Source organism: Aeromonas sp. R2-2, from assembly GCF_040908355.1.
Lineage (GTDB): Bacteria > Pseudomonadota > Gammaproteobacteria > Enterobacterales > Aeromonadaceae > Aeromonas > Aeromonas veronii.
Genome location: NZ_JBFODQ010000073.1, coordinates 14,676 through 36,410, shown reverse-complemented (window position 1 = coordinate 36,410; position 21,735 = coordinate 14,676). Strand labels below are relative to the sequence as shown.

At 57.1% G+C, this 21,735-nt stretch carries 16 protein-coding genes and 3 pseudogenes; 13 read left to right on the top strand and 6 right to left on the bottom strand.

The window, feature by feature from the left end; all coding sequences use genetic code 11:
• The first annotated feature begins 258 nt into the window (after positions 1 to 258).
• The 9 genes from AB5Z09_RS15470 to AB5Z09_RS15430 all read left to right on the top strand — a co-directional run bounded on the left by AB5Z09_RS15470 (position 259) and on the right by AB5Z09_RS15430 (position 11,884).
• Positions 259 to 1,401, top strand: a complete 1,143-nt coding sequence (locus AB5Z09_RS15470) for an isovaleryl-CoA dehydrogenase (RefSeq protein WP_368195667.1) — start codon at positions 259 to 261, stop codon at positions 1,399 to 1,401.
• Positions 1,398 to 2,999: a carboxyl transferase domain-containing protein gene (locus tag AB5Z09_RS15465; protein WP_368195666.1), complete on the top strand. Its 1,602-nt coding sequence runs from the start codon at positions 1,398 to 1,400 to the stop codon at positions 2,997 to 2,999. Before AB5Z09_RS15470 ends, AB5Z09_RS15465 begins: the two co-directional genes overlap by 4 nt.
• A gap of 11 nt (positions 3,000 to 3,010) precedes the next feature.
• Positions 3,011 to 3,865, top strand: a complete 855-nt coding sequence (locus tag AB5Z09_RS15460) for an enoyl-CoA hydratase-related protein (RefSeq protein WP_368195665.1) — start codon at positions 3,011 to 3,013, stop codon at positions 3,863 to 3,865.
• Positions 3,862 to 5,832 (top strand): biotin carboxylase N-terminal domain-containing protein, encoded by a 1,971-nt coding sequence (locus tag AB5Z09_RS15455; RefSeq protein WP_368195664.1) that lies wholly within the window; start codon positions 3,862 to 3,864, stop codon positions 5,830 to 5,832. The genes AB5Z09_RS15460 and AB5Z09_RS15455 overlap by 4 nt, the downstream gene beginning before the upstream one ends.
• Positions 5,829 to 6,797, top strand: a complete 969-nt coding sequence (locus tag AB5Z09_RS15450) for a hydroxymethylglutaryl-CoA lyase (RefSeq protein ID WP_368195663.1) — start codon at positions 5,829 to 5,831, stop codon at positions 6,795 to 6,797. Before AB5Z09_RS15455 ends, AB5Z09_RS15450 begins: the two co-directional genes overlap by 4 nt.
• A gap of 2 nt (positions 6,798 to 6,799) precedes the next feature.
• Entirely contained in the window at positions 6,800 to 7,210 is a 411-nt protein-coding gene (locus AB5Z09_RS15445; protein WP_005336945.1) for a MerR family DNA-binding transcriptional regulator, read from the top strand.
• Positions 7,211 to 7,246: 36 nt separating this feature from the next.
• On the top strand, positions 7,247 to 8,008 hold the full coding sequence (locus AB5Z09_RS15440; protein ID WP_182963750.1) for an ABC transporter substrate-binding protein: 762 nt from the start codon (positions 7,247 to 7,249) through the stop codon (positions 8,006 to 8,008).
• A gap of 52 nt (positions 8,009 to 8,060) precedes the next feature.
• Positions 8,061 to 11,063, top strand: coding sequence for a DUF748 domain-containing protein (locus AB5Z09_RS15435; RefSeq protein ID WP_368195662.1), 3,003 nt, complete (start codon positions 8,061 to 8,063; stop codon positions 11,061 to 11,063).
• Positions 11,064 to 11,287: 224 nt separating this feature from the next.
• Positions 11,288 to 11,884: a GPR1/FUN34/YaaH family transporter gene (locus AB5Z09_RS15430; RefSeq protein ID WP_005336948.1), complete on the top strand. Its 597-nt coding sequence runs from the start codon at positions 11,288 to 11,290 to the stop codon at positions 11,882 to 11,884.
• A gap of 81 nt (positions 11,885 to 11,965) precedes the next feature.
• Here AB5Z09_RS15430 and AB5Z09_RS15425 read toward each other — a convergent pair whose 3' ends face one another.
• Together AB5Z09_RS15425 and AB5Z09_RS15420 are read right to left on the bottom strand one after the other, a co-directional pair.
• Positions 11,966 to 12,736, bottom strand: a complete 771-nt coding sequence (locus AB5Z09_RS15425; protein ID WP_368195674.1) for a zinc-dependent peptidase — start codon at positions 12,734 to 12,736, stop codon at positions 11,966 to 11,968.
• 76 nt (positions 12,737 to 12,812) lie between these two features.
• The gene (locus AB5Z09_RS15420; protein WP_368195661.1) at positions 12,813 to 13,250 is read right to left on the bottom strand and encodes a GNAT family N-acetyltransferase; all 438 of its coding nucleotides are present in this window, start codon (positions 13,248 to 13,250) and stop codon (positions 12,813 to 12,815) included.
• A 348-nt stretch (positions 13,251 to 13,598) separates the two neighbouring features.
• On the opposite strand from AB5Z09_RS15420, the gene AB5Z09_RS15415 reads away from it, so the two are divergent.
• From AB5Z09_RS15415 to AB5Z09_RS15400, 4 genes and pseudogenes are all read left to right on the top strand, one after another.
• Positions 13,599 to 15,098 carry a sodium:alanine symporter family protein gene (locus AB5Z09_RS15415; protein ID WP_150997126.1) on the top strand — a complete coding sequence of 500 codons (1,500 nt, stop codon included), beginning with the start codon at positions 13,599 to 13,601 and terminating at the stop codon, positions 15,096 to 15,098.
• 287 nt (positions 15,099 to 15,385) lie between these two features.
• Positions 15,386 to 16,642, top strand: a pseudogene (locus tag AB5Z09_RS15410) (replication endonuclease); the annotation flags it as partial.
• 214 nt (positions 16,643 to 16,856) lie between these two features.
• Positions 16,857 to 17,594 carry a restriction endonuclease gene (locus AB5Z09_RS15405; RefSeq protein ID WP_368195660.1) on the top strand — a complete coding sequence of 246 codons (738 nt, stop codon included), beginning with the start codon at positions 16,857 to 16,859 and terminating at the stop codon, positions 17,592 to 17,594.
• Between the two features lie 92 nt (positions 17,595 to 17,686).
• Positions 17,687 to 17,818, top strand: a pseudogene (locus AB5Z09_RS15400) (IS481 family transposase); the annotation flags it as partial.
• 66 nt (positions 17,819 to 17,884) lie between these two features.
• On the opposite strand, the gene AB5Z09_RS15395 reads toward AB5Z09_RS15400, so the two are convergent.
• The 4 genes and pseudogenes from AB5Z09_RS15395 to AB5Z09_RS15380 all read right to left on the bottom strand — a co-directional run bounded on the left by AB5Z09_RS15395 (position 17,885) and on the right by AB5Z09_RS15380 (position 21,709).
• Positions 17,885 to 19,066 (bottom strand): hypothetical protein, encoded by a 1,182-nt coding sequence (locus AB5Z09_RS15395; protein ID WP_368195659.1) that lies wholly within the window; start codon positions 19,064 to 19,066, stop codon positions 17,885 to 17,887.
• 990 nt (positions 19,067 to 20,056) lie between these two features.
• Positions 20,057 to 20,308, bottom strand: a complete 252-nt coding sequence (locus tag AB5Z09_RS15390) for an ogr/Delta-like zinc finger family protein (protein WP_368195658.1) — start codon at positions 20,306 to 20,308, stop codon at positions 20,057 to 20,059.
• A 58-nt stretch (positions 20,309 to 20,366) separates the two neighbouring features.
• Positions 20,367 to 20,884, bottom strand: a pseudogene (locus tag AB5Z09_RS15385) (phage portal protein); the annotation flags it as partial.
• A gap of 18 nt (positions 20,885 to 20,902) precedes the next feature.
• Positions 20,903 to 21,709, bottom strand: a complete 807-nt coding sequence (locus AB5Z09_RS15380) for a crotonase/enoyl-CoA hydratase family protein (protein WP_368195657.1) — start codon at positions 21,707 to 21,709, stop codon at positions 20,903 to 20,905.
• Positions 21,710 to 21,735: the final 26 nt, after the last annotated feature.

Here is a 21,735-nt window from a genome sequence, read left to right as displayed (position 1 = left end):
CGCTTTATGACGCGGCGCCCACACGCTGCGTCAGTCGGATCTGCCACTATGGCACTGTTGTCGTGGTAGCTGCTGACGCTCTCACTACCACCGCTTTATCGACACACAACAGATTAACAATTGATTTACGTTTACGCTAACGTAAACTTGTGGCAGAAGTGAAGTACAAAATGGACCGACCACTGCCAGCCGTAACGCCGAGTCAGCCGGTCGACCCAACCTTCCTACCCGATTGTCATATCCGCAAGGAGAGCATGGATGCAGATGGATGAGACCCTGAATGCCCTGACCGAACAGGTTGCGGCCTTCTGCCAGAAAGTGATCGCCCCGCGCGCCAGCGAGATCGATCAGAGCAACGCTTTTCCACGTGATCTCTGGCCCCAGATGGGTGAGCTGGGGCTGCACGGCATCACAGTGGCGGAGGAGTATGACGGGGTGAACCTCGGCTATCTGGCCCACGTGCTGGTGATGGAACAGGTAAGCCGCGCCAGCGCCTCGGTCGGCCTCTCCTACGGCGCCCACTCCAATCTCTGTATCAATCAGATCCACCGCCACGGCACGGCGGAGCAAAAAGCACGCTACCTGCCCCCGCTGGTGAGCGGCGAGCATGTGGGGGCGCTGGCCATGAGCGAGCCGGGCGCCGGGTCCGATGTGGTCAGCATGCGCCTCACCGCGGAGCGCGAGGGCGATCACTTCGTGCTGAACGGCAACAAGATGTGGATCACCAACGGACCCGATGCCGACACCTTCGTCATCTATGCCAAGACAGATACCAGTGCGGGCCCCAAAGGAATTTCTGCCTTTATCGTTGAAGCCGGCACTCCCGGTTTTTCTACCGCCCAGAAGCTCGACAAGCTGGGGATGCGCGGCTCCAGCACCTGCGAGCTGGTGTTCGACAACTGCCGGGTGCCGCAGGAAAACCTGCTGGGCACCTTGCACGGCGGGGTCAAGGTGCTGATGAGCGGGCTCGATTACGAGCGGGTGGTGCTGGCGGCGGGCCCCCTTGGCATCATGCAGGCCTGCATGGATGTAGTGCTGCCCTATGTGCGTGAGCGCAAGCAGTTTGGTCAAGCCATCGGCGAGTTCCAGCTGGTGCAGGGCAAGCTCGCCGACATGTATACCCGCCTCGCCAGCAGCCGGGCGCTGGTCTACTCGGTGGCGAGCGCCTGCGATCAGGGTCGCACCAGCCGTAAAGATTGCGCCGCAGCCATCCTGTTTGCCGCCGAAAACGCCACCCAGATGGCCCTCGATGCTATCCAGCTGCTCGGCGGCAACGGTTACATCAACGAATACCCCACAGGCCGCCTACTGCGGGACGCCAAGCTCTACGAGATCGGCGCCGGCACCTCGGAGATCCGCCGCTGGCTCATCGGCCGCGAGCTGATGGGAGAAAATGCATGAGTCGTATCCACTCCCACCTTGACACGGCGAGCCCGGAATATGCGGCCAATCGGGCCGCCATGCAGGGGCTGGTCGGTGATCTTAATGCCCGCATTGCCGAGATCGCGCTAGGGGGCGGCGCGGCCAACAACGCCCGCCATCAGGCCCGTGGCAAGCTGCTGCCCCGCGAGCGCATCAATCAGCTGCTGGACCCGGGCTCCCCGTTTCTCGAGCTCTCGGCGCTGGCTGGCTGGCAGGTCTATGACGAGCCAGTGCCCGCCGCCGGTATCATCACCGGCATCGGCCGGGTCTCGGGCAGGCTCTGCATGCTGGTGGTGAACGACGCCACCGTGAAAGGCGGCACCTACTACCCGCTCACGGTGAAAAAGCACCTGCGCGCCCAGACCATCGCCGAGCGGCTGCGCCTCTCCTGCCTCTATCTGGTGGATTCCGGCGGCGCCTTCTTGCCGATGCAGGACGAGGTGTTCCCCGACCGGGATCACTTTGGCCGCATCTTCTACAACCAGGCCCGCATGTCGGCCCAGAATATCCCGCAGCTGGCCGTGGTGATGGGGCTCTGTACCGCCGGGGGGGCCTACGTGCCCGCCATGGCGGACGAGTCGATCATGGTCAGGGAGCAGGCCACCATCTTTCTGGCCGGCCCGCCGCTGGTCAAGGCCGCCACCGGCGAGGAGATCAGCGCCGAGGCGCTGGGCGGGGCAGATGTACACTGCGCCCACTCGGGAGTTGCTGATCATATGGCCCGTGACGATGCCCATGCGCTGGCCATCGCCCGCACGCTGGTTACTCATCTGGGTAACGAGCCGATAGAGAGCAGCCCCGGCTACGAGCCCCCCTGCTACCCCATAGAGGAGCTCTACGGTCTGGCGGGCACCAGTCTCAAACGCCCTTACGACGCCCGCGAACTGATTGCCCGATTGGTGGATGGCTCTGACTTTGACGAATTCAAGGCGCTGTTCGGCACTACACTGGTGACCGGCTTTGCCCGTATTTGCGGCATGGAGGTGGGGATCCTCGCCAACAACGGAGTGCTGCACAGCGACAGCGCCCAGAAAGGCGCCCACTTTATCCAGCTCTGTAATCGCCGCGCCATCCCGCTGCTCTTTTTGCAGAACATCACCGGCTTTATGGTGGGGAGCAGCGCGGAAAAAGAGGGGATCGCCAAGCACGGAGCCAAGCTGGTCACCGCAGTGGCCTGCAGCCGGGTGCCCAAGATCACCCTGATCGTTGGCGGCAGCTTTGGTGCCGGCAACTACGGCATGTGCGGCCGCGCTTATGAGCCCGATTTTCTCTTTAGCTGGCCCAACAGCCGTATCTCTGTCATGGGGGGCGAACAAGCTGCCGGAGTGCTGGTGCAGGTGCGTCGGGACAAGCTGGCTGCCGAGGGCAAAGATTTGAGCGAACAGGAAGCGGCCGCCATCCGCGCCCCGGTGATCGAGCAGTATGAGCGGCAGGGTCACCCCTACTACGCCAGCGCCCGCCTCTGGGATGATGGCGTCATCGACCCGGCCCAGAGCCGCACCGTGCTGGCGCTGGCACTGTCTGCCTGTCAGGGGGCCCGCATTGAACCCGAGCAGTACGGCATCTTCCGGATGTAAGGAGCAAACCTATGTCAGATCCACTTACTTCCTCAGCACTTGGCTCTTCAACACAGAACCCGTTTCGGCTGGAGCGGCACGGCCCGCTGGCCGAGCTGGTGCTGTCGCGCCCGGCCCGCCACAACGCCTTTGATGCCGACCTGATGCTGGGGCTGCTCGACTGCCTCGATGATCTGGCCCATCTCCATGGTCATGATCTCGCCGAACGCCCTCACGCCCTGCTGCTACGGGCAGAGGGCAAACACTTTTGCGCGGGCGCCGATCTCAACTGGATGCGCAATCTGGCTCACGCCGATTTTGAGCACAATCGCGAAGACGCCCGGGTATTGGCGCGGCTGATGCAGACCCTCGATGAGCTCCCCTTCCCCACGGTGGCGCTGGTGCAAGGGGCCGCCTATGGCGGGGCGCTGGGGCTGATCTGTGCCTGCGATCTGGTGTTGGCCAGCGATGATGCGCGCTTCTGCCTCTCAGAGGTGAGCCTGGGTCTGGTGCCTGCGGTGATCAGCCCCTACGTGGTACGTGCCATGGGAATGCGTCAGGCGCGCCGCTACATGCTCACTGCCGAGCCGTTCGATGCCATCACCGCCTGTCGGCTCAATGTGGCACACCAACTCTGCCAACCGGATCAACTGCTGGCGGAGGGGCGGGCACAGGCCCTTCGTCTGTGCCGCAACGGGCCGGAAGCGATGAAAGAGACCAAACGACTGCTGGCGGCCATAGAGGCCCATCCTTCCCGCCTGCACGAAGAGAAAACCGTCGAGACCATCGCCCGGGTTCGGGTGGGGCTCGAAGCACAGGAGGGGATGCAAGCCTTCTTCGACAAACGCCCTCCCGCCTGGCGCCCCCGTTTCAAGGATGAGACATGACCCATCACACTCAGATTAAGCGCCTGCTGATCGCCAATCGCGGCGAAATCGCCGTGCGCATCATCAAAACGGCGAAACGCCTCGGCATTCACACCATCGCCCTCTACTCCGATGCCGACGCCCACGCCATGCACACTCGTCTGGCCGATGAGGCCTGGCATCTGGGGCCCGCACCGGCCAGAGAGAGTTATCTCGACACTGGCAAGGTGCTGAAGATTGCCAAAGAGGCGCACGCCGATGCCATCCATCCCGGTTACGGTTTTCTGTCGGAAAACAGCGATTTTGCCACCGCCTGCGAACAGCGCGGCCTGCGCTTTGTCGGCCCAAGCGGCGCCGCCATTCTCGCCATGGGCGACAAATCGGGCGCCAAGGCGCTGATGCAGGCTGCCGGTGTACCTGTGCTGCCCGGCTATCACGGCACGGATCAGCGGCCGGACTTCTTGCGCGATCAGGCGAGCCAGGTGGGCTTCCCGCTGCTTATCAAGGCAGCCAGCGGCGGCGGTGGCAAGGGGATGCGGCGGGTCGATCAGCTGGCTGACTTTGACGAGTCGCTGGCGGCAGTCAAGCGGGAGGCAAAGACTGCCTTTGGCGACGATCTGGTACTGCTCGAGCGCTATCTGCCCCGGGCTCGCCATGTGGAAGTACAGGTCTTTGCCGATAGCCTCGGCAACGCCATCTATCTGGGGGACAGAGACTGCTCCTTGCAGCGACGCCATCAGAAGGTGATCGAAGAGGCGCCAGCCCCCGACATTCCTCCGGCTCTGCGCCGCGCCATGGGGGATGCGGCCGTGGCAGCAGCCAAAGCCATCCACTATCAGGGGGCTGGCACCATCGAGTTCCTGCTCTGCAAGGATGAGTTCTTTTTTATGGAGATGAACACCCGGCTGCAGGTGGAGCATCCGGTCACCGAAGCGGTAACCGGGCAGGATCTGGTGGCCTGGCAGCTGGCCGTGGCCGAAGGAAAGCCACTGCCACTGACTCAGGATGAGGTGGTGCTACGCGGCCATGCGGTGGAGGCGCGCCTCTACGCCGAGGATGTGGCGGCCGGTTTTCTGCCTGCCAGCGGGCCTATCCACTGGCTCCAGTGGCCGGATAGCGTACGCATCGACACCGGCGTTACCGCTGGCGATGAGGTGAGCCCCTATTACGATCCCATGATCGCCAAGCTGATCGCCCACGGCCAGAGCCGCGCCGAGGCGTTCGCCCAACTGGCCGATGCGCTGGCGGCGCTGGATCTCGGCCCGCTGGTGCACAACGGCCCGCTGCTGCTGCGCCTGTGTGAAGAGCCTGACGTCCTGGCCATGGGCCACCATACCCAGTGGTCCATCCCCACCACAACGCAGCCCATTCCCGACCTTGCCTGGCCGCTGGCGGCCCTCTGGCTGGCGAGCCGCCCTGCGGGCACCTCCCCCTGGCAGCAAGCCTGCGGATTTCGGCTGGGGCCGGATCGCTGCTGGACAGCGGCGGTACGGATCGGTGATGAGCGCCGAGTATTGACCCTTAACGATCATGGCGGCCAGTGTGAGTGGCAAGGGGAGACTCATTGCTACCAGAGAGGTGACGATAATATCCGGCTGCAGCAGGGTGGCTGCTGGCAACAGATCCCCATTCAGACGGTCGCAGGCCCGGAGGCAGCCTTCATCATGACCCTGGGGGGCCAGCGCATCCGCTTCGCGGCCGATGATCGGCAGCACAGCCACCACCATGAGCAGGCAAACGAGAAGGCGCAGGGCGCCATCGCGCCCATGCACGGCATAGTGGTAGCCGTGATGATCGAACCTGGCCAAACGGTCAGCAAGGGGCAACCCCTGCTGGTGCTGGAGGCGATGAAGATGGAACACCAGTTGCGCGCAGAGCGGGACGGGGTAATTGAAGCCCTGCAGTGCAAGCAGGGTGAGCAGGTGAGCCAGGGGGCCGTGCTGGTGCGCTTTGCCGAAGAGACTGCTTCACAGGAGGAACATCCATGAACCGATCACAGGACGTCCGTGACGACAGGGTCAGTCTGGTGGAGATGGGGCCGCGAGATGGCCTGCAAAATGAAGCTGCGCCCCTCTCCCTGGTACAGCGGCTGGAGCTGATCCAGCGCCTTACCGACAGCGGCCTGCAACGCATCGAGGTGGGTGCCTTTGTCTCTGCCAAAAAAGTGCCGCAGATGGTGGACTCCGCAGCGCTGTTCGAGGCACTGCCGCGCAAGGGCTCAACCCGTTACGGCGCTCTGGTGCCCAATCTGCAAGGCTTGCAGGCAGCCATTGCCGCCCGCGCCGACGAGATTGGCCTCTTCACCGCCTGCTCCGACGGTTTTACCCGGGCCAATATCGGCATCAGCGTGGAGGAGTCGCTGGTGCGCTTCGCCCCGCTGGTGCAGGAAGCTCGCCGCCTCGGCATCAAGGTGCGCGGCTACCTCTCCACCGTCATCGCCTGCCCGTTCGATGGCCCGACCCGCCCGAAACGGGTCGCCGCCATGGCCGAACAATTGCTGGATCTCGGCTGCCACGAAATTTCGCTGGGGGACACCATCGGCGTCGGCACCCCGGGTACGGTGGCGCCCATGCTGGATGCGGTACTGCACGAGATCCCGGCGGGGCGACTCGCGGTCCATTTTCACGACACCTACGGCCAGGGTCTGGCCAACCTGCTGCCCGCGCTGGAGCGCGGCATTCGCACCATCGACTGCTCGGTGGCAGGCCTTGGCGGCTGTCCCTATGCGCCGGGCGCCTCCGGCAATGTGGCGTCAGAAGAGGTGGTCTACCTGCTGCACGGCCTTGGCATGACGACCGGGGTGGATCTCGACAAACTGGCGGCCACCGGCCAGTGGGTGAGCGAGCAGCTCGGCCGCCCCAACGGCTCAAGGGTCGGTCAGGCCCTGCACGCCAATGCCGAGCGGCTGCGCGCCCGCCTCTGCCAGCCACACGCCCAGCAACAGGAGTCATGACCATGTCCCGTTCCCTGCCCGGCAAGGAGATCACCTACAGCATTTCGGAGCTGGCCCACGAATTCGATGTCACGCCGCGCACCATCCGCTACTACGAGGATGAGGGGCTGCTCACCCCGCTGCGGGAGGGGCAAACCCGCATCTACAGCCATCGGGACAAGATCCGGCTCAAGTTGACCCTGCGCGGCAAACGGCTGGGGTTTAGCTTGGCCGAGATCCGCGAGCTGTTCGATATGTACGACACCGACAAATCGAGCAAAACCCAGCTCCACTCCATGATCCAGCTGATCGAGGCAAAACGCGGCGCCCTGCGCCAGCAACTGGAGGATATCCAGATGGTGATGGCCGAGCTGGAGGCCGCCGAACAGCGCTGTGTTAATTCCCTTAACAGCTTGAAAACTGGCGCAGATTAACCGAATCTGGGAGCAAGCTATTGCCCTGGGGATCCCATGAGATATTGGTGCTGGTTTTTGCTCTTGTTCAGCCTCTCAGGCTGGAGCCATCCCCTCATCAAGGTTGGCGGATACCCCTATGCCCCCTTTGTGGTCAAACTCTCCGATTCCCGCTATGAAGGGCTGACGCTGGACCTCATCGCCAAGCTAAACGAGATCCAGCAAGAGGTAAGATTCGTGTTTGTTCCCACCTCGGCCGCCAACCGTTACAAGGCGCTCGATCTGGGCCGTTTCTCGCTGATGCTGTTTGAAGACACCAAGTGGGGCTGGGACACAGATAAATTCAAGATGACAGCCCCCTTCCTCGGTGGTGGCGAGGTCTATGTGGCCCTGAACAAAGTGGGTCGGGATCAGCGCTTTTTCGATGACCCCTCTCGGCATCATCTTATCGGGGTGACCGGCTACCACTACGGCGTTGGCCAGTTCAATGCCGATCCCGTCTACCTGCAGCGCAAGCTCAATATCACCCTGGTCAAGGACAACGTCAGCGCCCTGCAAGCGCTACTCAAAGGGCGTGGTGAAGTAGCCATTCTCAACGTTTCCTACCTTAACCAGTATCTGCTGGCCCACCCCGACACCGCCGACCAGTTGCTGATCTCGCAGAAATGGGATCAACGATATCAACACCGCGCCATCCTTCACCCTGAGGCCCCCATTACCCCTGCCCAGCTGGAACAGTGGCTGGCAGCGCTGCAACAAAAGGGGGAACTGAATCGCCTTTGGACAAAGTACGGCGTACAACAGCACGCAACCCCATGATTACTATCCAGCTTTTCTGTACCATGGCGGGAACCAAATGGGAGTGCACCAAATGAACACCACCGAGCCCGCGTCCCCCAAGCTCCGCTTGCTGCGCTACCTTGCCTACGCTTTCCTGCTGTTTCTTATCCTGATCACTCTGCTGCTGTGGCAAACCCCCCGTCTGATCCAGCGCTATCTGCCCGGCTGGCTGGCCGAGCACTACGGCCTGCAGCTGACGCTGGGGGAAATTGACGTAGGTCTGCGCAACCCTTCTCTCACCCTCGGCGCGACTGCCCTGCTCGATGCCAAACAGCAGCCTATCATCCGTTTTGAGCAGCTCTTTATCACCCCAAACCTGCAAGCCAGCTGGCAGCAGAAAGGGGTCGTGCTCTCCGCCGTCACCCTGACCAAACCCGTGGTGCAGCTGCAACGGCTGGCAGACAAAAAGGGGGATGTTCGGCTCAATCTGACCGATGCGCTAGCGACCCTGCTCGCCCCTGCGCCCTCCCACGAGCCCGAAACAGCCAGCGCCCCACTGCTGGTCGATATTGCAAGTGTCAATGTCACTGACGGGCATGTGCGCTATCAGGATCAGCGCAAGGAGAGCGAACCCGGCTGGTTGCCGCCCCTCAATCTGGAAAAAGTGACCCTCAAGCTCGATAACCTGCGCACCGAGGCAAATCACCCGACCGCCTATCAGCTGAGCGCCACCATCAACGGCAAAAGCAGCCTCGCCGCTCATGGCAAACTCGCTGTGATGAGCGGCATGGGTCAGGGCAAAGCGAGCCTCAAACAGGTCGACCTGAAACCCTTCGCCCCGCTCTGGGCACCCTATCTCAAGCTGGATCTGGCCAAGGGCCACGCCAATGCAGAGGTGGAATACCAGCTTAAAGAGGGCAAGCAAGGGGTGCTGTGGCAATTGTCCAAAGGCAAGCTGACCCTGGACAACTGGCAGCTTAAAAAACACAAGGGCGACGAATTTGCACGCTTCGGCCAGCTGGCCCTTAGCGATTTGGCTGTCGATGGCCAGAAACAGTCGCTCCAGATCGGCAAGGTGAACCTGCAACAGCCCCTGCTCAAGGCCACCCTCAACCCACAGCAGGAGCTGGATCTGGCGGACTTGCTGATTGAACAGGCCCCCGCCAAACCCGCCAAAGGGGCCCACGCCGCAAACGAGGTGGCCAACAATGCGGCGCCCAAGTCGGCACAACAAGCAAAGACCGCCGGTAACGGCAAGCAACATACGCCAGACAAACCCTGGCAGTGGCAGATCAAGCAGATCCTTATCGACAAGGGCGATCTCACCCTCACCGAATCGAGCAGCGGCAAACCGCAGGCACGCCAGCTCTCCGGCCTCAAGCTGGCGCTGGGGCCACTGGGCAGCAAGGGGGAGCAACCGAGTAAACTGACTCTGGCCACCCACTTCAACCAGAGCAGCCCCCTCGCCTTTGATGGCCAACTGACCCTGACTCCTTTCACCTTAAGCGGCGACATCAACCAGCAGGGGCTGCCCCTGACGCTGGCACAGCCCTATCTGGCCGATCTGGTACGCATCAAGGTGCAAAACGGGCTGCTGAGCAGCAAGACCAGACTTGATCTCGCCACCACCACCCAGGGAGATCTCAGCAAGCTGACCCTGCAGGGGGGGCTTGATGTCAACGGGCTCAAGGTGGTCGATCGGGCAGACAATCAGCGGCTGCTGGAGTTCAACACCTTGGCTCTCACCGGTCTGACGTACGACGGCATCAGCCAGCAGATGCGGATCAAGGACATTGCCTTGAACAAGCCCTTCGCCCGCATCGAGATCAACGAGGATGGCACCACCAACCTGCAACAGCTGCTGTTGCCGCAACCGGCGGCAGCAAAAAGTACTGAAGCAAAGGCAGGCAGCAAGGCTCCCGACTTTCGTTTCACCATCGACCAGCTGCGCACCGAGCAGGGCAACCTGCGCTTTGCTGATCGCAGTCTGAGTCAGGATTTTGTGGCCGATATCGCCTCGCTGGGCGGCCAAAGTCGCCATATCAGCAATATTCCGGGGCAACGCTCCGATCTCGCCTTCAACGGCAAGGTGGATCGCTATGCGCCGGTGACCATTCGCGGCGGTACCAACCTGCTGGTCGCCAACCCGATCCTCGACATCGCGGTGGCCTTCCACAATCTGGAGCTCACCACCTTTACCCCCTATTCGGGCACCTATGCCGGTTATGCCATCGACAAGGGGCAGCTCTCCATGAAGCTGCACTACAAGCTGGAGGGCAACCGGCTGGAGGGGGATAACGACATCACCATCAAGAAGCTGCAACTGGGCGAGAAGATCAAGAGCGATCAGGCCAAGGATCTGCCGCTGGGGCTGGCCATCGCCCTGCTAAGCGATGCCAACGGGGTGATACAGATGAACCTCAAGGTGAAGGGGGATCTCGATCAACCGGACTTCAGCATCGGCAATATCTTCTGGGATGTGCTGGGCAACACCCTGAGCAAGGCGATCACCTCCCCCTTCTCCCTGCTCGCCTCGCTGGCCGATGGCACCGAAGATCTCGACGAACTTCCCTTCCTGCCGGGGGATCCCGATCTCACCCCCACCCAGCAGGAGAAACTGGTCAAGCTGGCGCAGGCCCTCAAGGATAGACCCAAGCTCAGCATGAACATTCGCGGCAAGGTCAACTTCAGCGAGGAGTGCCCCATCCTGCAACGGCAAAAGCTGGAGCGGGTACTGGCCAAGCTCACCGGCAATCAGGCGGATCTCGACCTGCTGGAACAGGACTCAGCCCTGCAAGAGGCGCTGGCCCAAGCCTATGAAGAGCGCTTTGGCGAAGATCTGGATGACCTGGCCGATCGGCTCCATCTGGATGAAGAGAGCGCGGCACTGCGGGCCCAGGCGGTGATCCTGCTACGGGATCAGCAGCTCATCACCGCCAAATCCCTGCGCAATCTCGCCATGCGCCGGGCGCAAAACACCAAGGAGTTTCTGGTCGACAGCCAGGGGATCGCCCCGGAGCGGCTGTTCGTGCTCGACAGCCAGGTCAAGGAAGAGGACAAGGAAGCCAAAGTGATCCTGACACTGGATCAGTAAGGCCGCCGCACTGCGCAAATGCGTAATAAAAATACAACCCCTCAACTATTTTGACACCTTTTGCTCACCAAATAGCCTGTCTTGGTGAGCATTTGGCCTCTGATGCAAATAATCACGTAGTTTTTTTACGATTTATCCCCCTTGCCCCCTTGCGGGCGCGCCACAGCCTGCCTAAAATCGCGCGTCTTTTGTTAACCCCCACCTCTATTTTTGGAGAACGCCACGTGAGCGAAAAATTGGCCAACCCTGCCCCTCTGGGTCTGATGGGTTTCGGTATGACCACCATCCTGCTGAACATCCATAATGCAGGTTTCTTCCCCATCAGCGCCATGATCCTGGCCATGGGCCTGTGCTACGGCGGCATCGCCCAGATCATCGCTGGCATCATGGAATACAAGCGTGGCAACACCTTCGGTGTGACTGCGTTCACCTCCTACGGCCTGTTCTGGCTGAGCCTGGTGTTCCTGCTGATCATGCCGACCATGGGTCTGGCCGAAGCCACTCCGCACGCCTACATGGGTTGGTATCTGCTGATGTGGGGCATGTTCACCCTGTTCATGCTGGTTGGCACCATCAACTACCCGCGCGCCAAGCAGTTCGTGTTCGCCTCCCTGACCGTGCTGTTCTTCCTGCTGGCCGCCCGTGACTTCACTGGCAGCACCCTGATCGGCACCATCGCCGGTTTCGAAGGCATCATCTGTGGCGCCAGCGCCATCTACCTGGCCATGGCCACCGTGATCAACGAGCAGTTCGGCCGCACCGTAATGCCGATCGGCGATCACAAGAAAGCCGCCGCAGTACAGCTGAAAGCCGCTGCCTGATAGGCAAGCCACTCAGATTGTGAAAAAGGCACCCTCGGGTGCCTTTTTGCTATCTCGAATAACCGTTCAACAGATCGATTATCAGTCAAGTGACTCGACGTCGACGTCCACCTCCCCCGCCAGCAAGCGGGTTGCGGGGAAACGCTGTGCGGGATCCTGGCTAAAGAACTGGCTCAGTTGCCGGTATACCGCGGGATAGACCTGCTGCAGCCGCAGCGGATCGGTAAAGAAACACTCGCAGCTGACGGCAAAAAACTCGGCGGGATGTTCGGCGGCATAGGGATCGATGGCAGTTACCTCATCCCGATCTAGCAGCTGGCACAACTCATCGAAGGCGGCCTGAAAGGCCTGCTGCCACAGCTGGCTGCTCATCGGCCCAGGCAACGGCGGTGCTCCATCCGCCTCACCGCCTAGCATGTCGAGCTTGTGGGCCAGCTCGTGGATCACCAGATTAAAGCCATCCCAGTCGCCATCTTGCTGCAGTTCGCTCCAGGCCAGCACCAGCGGCCCTTGCGGCCAGGATTCACCGGCGTTCTCCTCTTCAAACTCGCTCACCAGCCCGAACTCATCCTGTACTTCCTGGCGCCGGGTCACGGGCTCGGGAATGATGATGATTTCGTGAAAGCCGCGATACCAGTCAAGGCCGAGGTGCAGAATAGGCAACGCCGCCTGCAGCGCCAGTACCGCCTGTTGGCGTGGGCTGAGCTCTACCCCGATCAGGGTCAGGGTCTTGCGCTTGAGTAGCTGTTGCCCCAAGCCGATAAGCGTCGTCTGCTCGGTGTCACTGAGCCCTTGCAAGATGGGCACAGCCGCCAGCGCCTGACGCCACAGCGCCAACTCATCCTCACTCATGGACGTTTGCGGGCGACCACCCAGCCATTTGAACCATCCCAGCACGCCTACTCCTTCTTTTGATGCCAAAAACAGGTCATAACAGTTTGACGAACCGTTTCGGCCGCTCCTGATAATCCTGCGCCAGATAGAAACGGTGAGCCGCCTCGCGCTTGAGGCTGCTGGATAGCTCCAGCTGGGCGCAACCTGCGGCCCGCGCCATCGCTTCGGCGCCCTTGAGCAAGGCTGCGCCCACTCCCGCCCCTCTTGCCCCTTCATCGACAACCAGCGCCGAGATCAGGCCCCAAGCTGGTGCAACATGCAGCGGTGCCAGCTTGTGCCACACCAGCACGCCGACCACCTTGTCGCCCTGGGAGGCGAGCAACACAACGCTCGCGGGATCCGGCGTCAACAGGCGCGCCGTCACGTCAGCGCCTTCGGCAGGATACCCCAATTGGCTGAACAGGTGGGCGATGGCGCTCCCGTCGTCGGCTTCAGGGGGGCGGATCGTCAACGTCTCAGGATCATTTTTCATTGTTGGCCTCATGTTTGCTTTCCATTGTGTTACGCCCGTCACATTGTCTGGCGCAGATCAACAAGGAGGATCTCATCTTTACTCATAGAAAACGCTGCCTGCCATTATCCCCCCACCCTTGTCAATTCACAAATTTGCAACAAGGCAACATTTTTCGCTGGGAAGCACCGATACAACTCGATATGTTACAAGCCATGCATGGCGCGTGTTTGCGCTCTGCTTAACCCCTCAACCTCGTGCTCATTTGTTAACTGGATTGTTAACAAATAGGGCCGAAAACAGTGACAGAGAGCGAGGCCAAGATCTCGCCAAGACAGCGCCACAAACACAACAAAGGAGTTGTTGTACATGAATGAAATCGTCAATGCCATCAATGGTGTAATCTGGAGCCCTGCGCTCATCTACCTGTGTCTGGGGGTCGGTCTTTACTTCTCCCTGCGTACCCGTTTTTTGCAACTGCGTCATATCAAAGAGATGGTGCGCCTGATGTTTGATGGCAAGAGCACCGATGCCGGTGTCTCCTCCTTCCAGGCGCTGGCCATGACCCTGGCCGGTCGCGTGGGTACCGGTAACATCGCAGGTGTGGCCACCGCCATCACCTTCGGTGGCCCGGGCGCCCTGTTCTGGATGTGGATGGTCGCCTTCCTCGGCGCCAGCTCTGCTTTCGTGGAGTCCACCCTGGGTCAGGTTTACAAAGAGAAGATCAACGGTGAATACCGCGGCGGCCCAGCCTTCTACATCGAGAAAGGACTTGGCATGAAGTGGTACGCCTGGATCTTCGCCATCGCTACCGTCTTCGCCTGCGGCGTGCTGCTGCCGGGCGTGCAGGCCAACTCCATCGGCTCCAGTCTGCAGACCGCCTTTAATATCGATCCGAACGTCACCGCCGCCGGTCTGGCGTTGCTGCTCGGCTTTATTATCTTCGGCGGCGTCAAGCGTATCGCCAGCTTCGCCAGTACCGTGGTGCCCTTTATGGCGCTGGGCTACATCATCGTGGCTTGCGTCATCATCGCCCTCAATATCGGCCAGCTGCCGGGCGTGATCCTGCTGATCTGGAAGAGCGCCTTCGGTCTGGATGCCGGTTTCGGTGCCATTCTGGGTCTGGCCATCATGTGGGGGGTAAAACGCGGGGTCTACTCCAACGAAGCGGGCCAGGGTACCGGGCCGCACGCCTCCTCTGCTGCGGCAGTGAGTCACCCGGCCAAGCAAGGTCTGGTGCAGGCGTTCTCCGTCTATATCGACACCCTGTTCGTCTGCTCCGCCACCGGCTTTATGCTGCTGATCACCGGTCTCTATAACGTACAAGGGCCGGACGGCGCCGCCATCTACACGGGTATTGCCGGTATCGCAGCAGGTCCGGGCTATGTACAGACCGCCATGGAGAGCATGATGCCGGGCTTTGGCAGCATTTTCGTGGCCATCGCGCTGTTCTTCTTCGCGTTCACCACTATCGTTGCCTACTACTACATCGCCGAAACCAACATCGCCTACATCAACCGCAAGATTAATCGCCCCTGGCTCACCTTCTTGCTGAAGATTGCGCTGATGGCTGCCACTGTCTACGGCACCGTCAAGACTGCAGATCTGGCGTGGGGCATGGGTGATATCGGGGTCGGCCTGATGGCATGGCTCAACATCATCGCCATTCTGCTGCTGCAAAAGACCGCCTTCACCTGTCTGAAGGATTATGAAGCGCAGCAGGCACAAGGGATTGACCCCGTATTCCACCCGGAGAAGCTCGGCATCAAGAACGCCGATTACTGGGTGGGCAAACGCTCCGAAGAGAACCTGGAGCGGGAGAAATCGGGCCATCAGTTCGAGCCGGATCAGGATCGCAAGACCTCCTGAACCAGAACGACATAAGACATCAATAAAAATGGCAGCCTCGGCTGCCATTTTATTTCTTTAATTTCAATTAGTTGCATTTAAATTAAAGAGTTAAGTGCCACACAAAGGGACACTTTGGGACGTGAAAAGACACCAAAATTGGCAAAATGTGGACACTTTTTTCGGCCCATTCTCGAGGAAGATCAAGCTGGTTTAAGATGGTTTTCCCGCGGGTTAAAGCGGACCGCATCATTCAGATAATCCGGTACAAAGTGGGCGTATGTCATCGTCTGATGAAATATCAAGTGGCCGCCCTCAAACGGCGGAACGCGCCCGTTTATGGATTTCGCGTGTGCGAGGCTCACCACGACGGCCCCCCGCACTGGCACCTGCTGCTATTTATGCGCCCGGAAGAACGCAACCAGGTGATCGGCATCCTGCAACGCTATGCCCTGACCGATGACCACGAAGAGCTGGTACGGGATATCAAGGGCGCCCCACCCTTTACCGACTTTACTCCCCGCTTTGACTGGAAAGAGATAGACCCGGCCAAGGGGGATGCTGCGGGCTATATCGCCAAATACATTGCCAAGAACATCGACGGCGCCTACCTGGACGATGACGAAGAGGCTGGCACCGCCGCCGATGAGGGCGCCTTGCATGCCGTGGCTTGGGCCAGTTGGTGGGGCATTCGCACCTTCCAGCAGATCGGGGGCGCCCCGGTCGGGGTATGGCGCGAGCTGCGCCGCATCAGCAACGCCAAGAAGAATGCCGAACTGGTTGGCCCACCCAAGCCCGTGCTGCAAGACCCGCGCTTTGAGGCGGCCCGCTTTGCCGCAGATAACGGCATCTTTCGTTGCTATCTGCACGCCATGGGCGGTGCACTGGCCACCCGAGCCGAACACCCTATCAAGCTGGCCCACCTTATCGAGGAGCAGGCCAACAGCTATGGCGAAGACATCAAGCGCCTGATGGGCATTACCTCCGCTCGCCTGGGCATCAAGACCCGCCTGCAAGGGTGGGAAATTGTGCCCGCCGGCACCCATGAAGCCAGGAAAGCCGCCGAGGCAGCAGCGAGGGGGGTTGGGGTTAAGACGGGCGACAGCCCGGCACCTTGAAGCTCTGACAATAACTGTACGCTACCGGATCCTGATGCCTTCACAGACCAGATCATGAGGAAACAATGGGGGTTATCGCCCTTCTCCATTGACCGATTGCGGGCTGGTGCCAGCGTAAGGGAGGATGGTTTCACCCTTTGGCTGGAGAACGGACAGTTGCAGTCACGTCGATCGCTACCAAGCGAACCAGATTGGATGCCAGAGGGCCTGGGGCCAATAGAACAGGACCTGCCGGATGAATACGCAGTGCCGGAAGGCGATCCGGACTGGCCGATGCTGGTTGAGTTGTGCGGCGAGGTCTACCAGGCACAAGGCCACACCGGGGCGCACCGCTGGATCGAGATGTTGCCGGAGCCCTATCAGTCAGAGATGTGGAGGGTGCTGGAATGGCTGGATGCGACCAAGTGGGTACAAGAACAGGACGACTACAGTGAGGTGTTGATATGAATAACAAGATAACCGCATACTGCGCCAAGGGAAGTCAAACAAAGACGTCGAGACAATTGAAATACGTCAGTAATAATATCACTTCACATTAAATCATCTATGGATAATACAAAAGTGACACTGAATCATATTGATTTCTACATAAGAGAATTTATACTGGCGTCAATTTAATCACTATTAAGCTCTCATGGCCATTAAATATGGAGTTATTAATTTGAATTGGCGAACTTATCAAGAAGAAACAGCGAATGTATTTCGAGCGTTGGGTTGTAAAGCTCTTGTCGAAGAAAAATTGGAAGGCGCAAGAGGAGAGCATGATATTGATGTTCTGGTAACTTTTGAAAAGTTCGGTATTAAATCCACTTGGATTGTTGAGTGTAAATATTGGGACACTGCGATCCCCAAAGAAAAAGTACTAGCACTTCAAGCTATAGTTGACGATGTAGGTGCTGATAGAGGAATTCTCGTATCTAAAACAGCCTTCCAATCCGGCGCTATTAAACAAGCTTCAAAAAGCAATATAACACTTACCTCATTAGAGTGCTTTGCTGAAAGCGCACGTGATGACTTTCGCCACATACAAGTTGAGGCGCTTGAGGTAAAGCTAATTAAAATGTACCGATTTTATAAACTTCTTACTGATCCATCAGAAGATCATCCTTATGGCTTCCTTAAGTATGGGTTTAACGCCAATGAAGGACATAAAGCTATAGTATTACATTACTATCTACAACAGGCATATTATAACATGCAGAATTTTAAATTAGGTGTTACTGGATATAAAATTTATAACATCACTGATTATTCATTACTAAATATGCATTCTTCTCCACAAATGATTGCTACTCATGATGAAGATGAATTAATAAAGTTTATTCAAAAGTTGGTGTCTGAAGCTTGGAAGTGGTTAGAAATAAAGCAAGTCTGGCACGCACTTAACAAGTGCATTTAAGTTAGATTCGTAACGCTCGGCGTGTAGATAGGCCATTCATTCCGTACAAGCGAGATTGATCATGACAACTGGAACAGAAACTTGGAGTAATGATGCAGACAGACCTAGATAGCTACCTAGAGTGGCCACATCAAAGCAGGATGATGAAGGGACAGGCACCCTACAGCAGGTTCAAGAAGGGTCTAAAATTGATACCGAAGGAAGTGCGACCTAAAATAGCGTAAACAAGACACCGGTTTGAGACCGGTGTCTTGTAATAACTAAATTTGCACACTATATTGATAATTTAATTAATGCAATTTAATACATATTTTTCCATCTATAACTAAGTAAATTGATTTAAAATTTCCTATGTTAGTATTTTCCTTAACATACTTAAGCGCTGAATCAAGCAACTCATTATCATCCTGTAAAAACTCAAACAATATGCAAACCAACAACACTCTTGGCTCATCATATCTCTTTTGGTGCTTATAATTAATGGCATTAATAATATATCTAGGGAAATAATCTAATGCGGCTTGTTGCCTACTTCGCGACAGTAAACTCATCCCTTTGACACCGAACATTTTAGATGCTAATTCTTTCCTAGTAAGGTGTTCAAAATCGGGTAATGCTTGGGTTATTTCAATCACTTCACATAAACCATCATGAGATATTATCGCATCCCAAGGCTCAACTTCTTTGCCAAGTTTGACAACACCATCACTATAACCATTCATTAAAATGTAAGCTTTCAGTGGAACATATTCCTCTCTTAAGTACTTGTATTCTCTTTCATCTTGCAATATAAATTTGGCCGCATGAAGTGGATTATCATAGAATATCTTTTCCACTGAATCATTTACATAATCAACAAAGTCTTCGATCGATAATTCAGAAGATGGTGGTTGAACCTTATGCTCATCATTAACATTAATTACATCCAGTTTTTTAACTTCTATCTTGTTTCCAGCAAAGCTCTCTGAAATTGAATTACAACGTAAATGATAAGATGCAAAATCTCTATTATCTATTGAACAGAAAAATGCACTATGAATTTTGAATGCTTGATAAACACAAATTAACTCCTTGACAATGCGATCTAGTATCCTTTGCCTTTCAGCATTCTTGTTAAACTCTACAATCACATACATAAAATGATGATCGCAACACATTTCATGATATTTAAGCTTATCACTCTCAAATTGCAAAAAGTATTCATACATTGATATTCTTGGTAGTATCCCAGTGTAAGAATCATATATATTAATAGATTCTTGAAATGTAAAAAATGAAGAAAAACCTGGTTCTTTTTTTATTTCACGCAGGGTCGAATTAATTTCATCACATAAGTCGAAATATTTTTCAAACCCCAACAACTTAACCGGGTTACACTCAAGATTTATCAATATTAATTCGCAGCACTCGTAGAATTTAGTGTCACTTATCTCGTGTTGTTCTTTTGTGAACTTTATAATTAACGGATCCATATATCAAAACCCCTACTTTATTAACTCAACAACATTTAAATATTAAAAGCATGAACCGACCAACTGCATGTGGAGGAGATATGGAAAAAACAATTCCAGCCACCGATTGTAAATACGCACCTATTATAGGTTTTTTCAATTCCTAACTTATGTCCAAATAACATAGCTACCGTACATAGTTTCAACACCCGACATACTGCTTTTATCCGAATTTGAGTAAAAGATAATCATGAATAGGTTATGATTCTCTTTGACAAGCTGGATTCACGTGAGCATGGTACCAAACGCAGACACATTTGGTGAGTACAAAGTTTATCTGTCGAGCAAATTCTTGATGCTACTCAGCATCATGGGGTGAATGGAGAACGATAATCCACTATGGCCGTATAGAATGGAGTTATCCTGCGACCCCCAAGGAACTTACGACAAGTGAAGGATCGAAAAATGGTTCCTCTATCTTGGGCACGGCCAGTGCTGGCGGGTGGTCGGCTGGCAGCCAGCAGTCTTTCACCCGAATAGAAATCGACACATAAAGAGTGCAGACGATGCTGGGTCACAATTACACATCTCAGATGCAAAGGGGGGCTCTGAACGCCAGACAAAACAAAGCCACCTCGGAGAGGGTAATGCCAGTCAGTTAAGCGCTTTCATGACTAAATATTCGAGATATTGAATATCAAAAGTAACTCCATGATTAAAGAGTCAATTTGGCTCCAACCCTTGCCCTGACTGGCATGCAATAAAAAGAGGGAGGCATCATGTCTCCCTCACTCGTTAGCCCTTATACCCGCGGGTTGGGACTCAAATGATCTTAACTGACTTGCATTACCTCGGAGAGGGGGCTTTAAATATGAAACCATGAACACATACAGACTCCAGATGCTCTGGTGTAACTGTAGCCTCGCCTATGCCACCTGCCCTGTCAGACCTGACAGTTGATAGATATTCAATGATGGACTCCATACATCTGCGGCTCTGAACTCCAGCTTGTTACGATCCACTCAGCCCTTGCAACACCAATTGTCGTCCTTCTGGCGTCAGTGACCCCATCAAGCTCAGCACCAGCTGGTTGGTGGTCTTGGCCGAAGGGCTTAGGGTGTGGGCGAACGACAAGGTGGCCACCCAGCTGTGGCCACACTCAGCATCGGTGGACTGGCAGTAGAGATCCGAGACATCATCACTCAGTCGATTGGTCTTGGTAATGCGGCCCCGCTGGCCACACACTTTGCAATAAACCCGCATTACGCCCCCTTTTCTATCCAAATCAACAGCCTATCTTGCCATAGCAAATACTGTTTGTTTACACAGTTGAACCGATATTCTCCCGAAAATCGGCCCGCAGGGAGACGGGAGTCCCGCGCTGTTGATGGCATCCTGCATAAGCTCGCGCACTTCGTTGCGGGCATAGGTGGCATCGTACTTCTCGGGATCCCCTAGCCCTCCCCCGCCATTGGTCGGAATGATACCGGCCAGCGCCGCCGGGAAACGGTGAGAGGTCAATACATCCTGGGCGGTGATCCCTTTGATGGCTGCGAACTCGTCTTTGGTGGCGATATCCCCCACCGGAATGAGCTTGATGCCATCGGGCTTGCCGTCCGGGATGTTGACGAACATGGAGCGGAAGTTCCCTACACCCTTGCTGCTCGCAATCATCGCCTTCATCTCCTCCTCGGTGTCGTCATCCATGTTCGGGTCGGTGGCGTAGAAGATGAACCCCATATGGGCGCCGTTGAGGAAGTACTTGCGCCGAAACAGGGTGGCATCTTGGTTGAGCAGGGCCGACTGCAAGCCACCCAGGTAGTCGGGCATGCCGTAGATCGCTCGTGCAGCTCGCAGTCAGAGCGGATTGCGGCGCGGCCCGAAGGGCAGCCGCCAGCGAAACAGGCTGTTAAGGGTGGCCCGCCACTGATTGGGTCGCCCCAGGATCTGCTTTTGCAGGCGGGTCTCCTCTTTGAGCATCGCCTCGTCACTGCGGGCCCAGGCCTGGCTGTAGAGCTGCTTGATCCCCGCCAGGGCATCGGGCGACTTGGTGATCAGGGTGCGGGCAAACTCCCGCGCCTCCACCAGCGGATCGGCGCAGACTCGGCTCACCATCCCAAGAGCTTTGGCCTCGATGGCATCGAGCTCGCGCCCGCTCATGGCCAGCTCCATGGCAGTATCCAGTCCCATCAGGTTGCGCATGGTGACGCAGCCACTCATATCGGGAATGATCCCCCACTTGATCTCCATCACCGAGAAGCGGCAATCGGGGGTAGTGAACCGAAAATCGGCCCCGAGGGCGATCTGCAAACCACCGCCGAAACAGACCCCCTGAGTCACCGCAATCACCGGCACCGGCAGCTGGTGCCAGCCATAGGCGACCCGCTGGGCCAGATTGGTGGCCTCATCCGCCTCGCGCTTGAGAATATCGAGCGCCGCCACTGGCTGCTTGAGCATGGATTTCACATCCAGTCCGGCGCAGAAGGCCCGCCCCTCGCCGTGCAGGATCACCGCCCGCAGCCCCTTGTGCCGGGCGAGCTGTGTCAGCGTCTCGTCGATAGCACTGAACATGGCGCGGTCCAGCGCATTGAGTTTGTCCCCCCGCGTCAACATCACTTCGGCAATCCCGTCGTGGATCTCGCACTTGGTCCTTGGTTTTTCCATCTCCCTTGTCCTCTCCTTGATCCCTG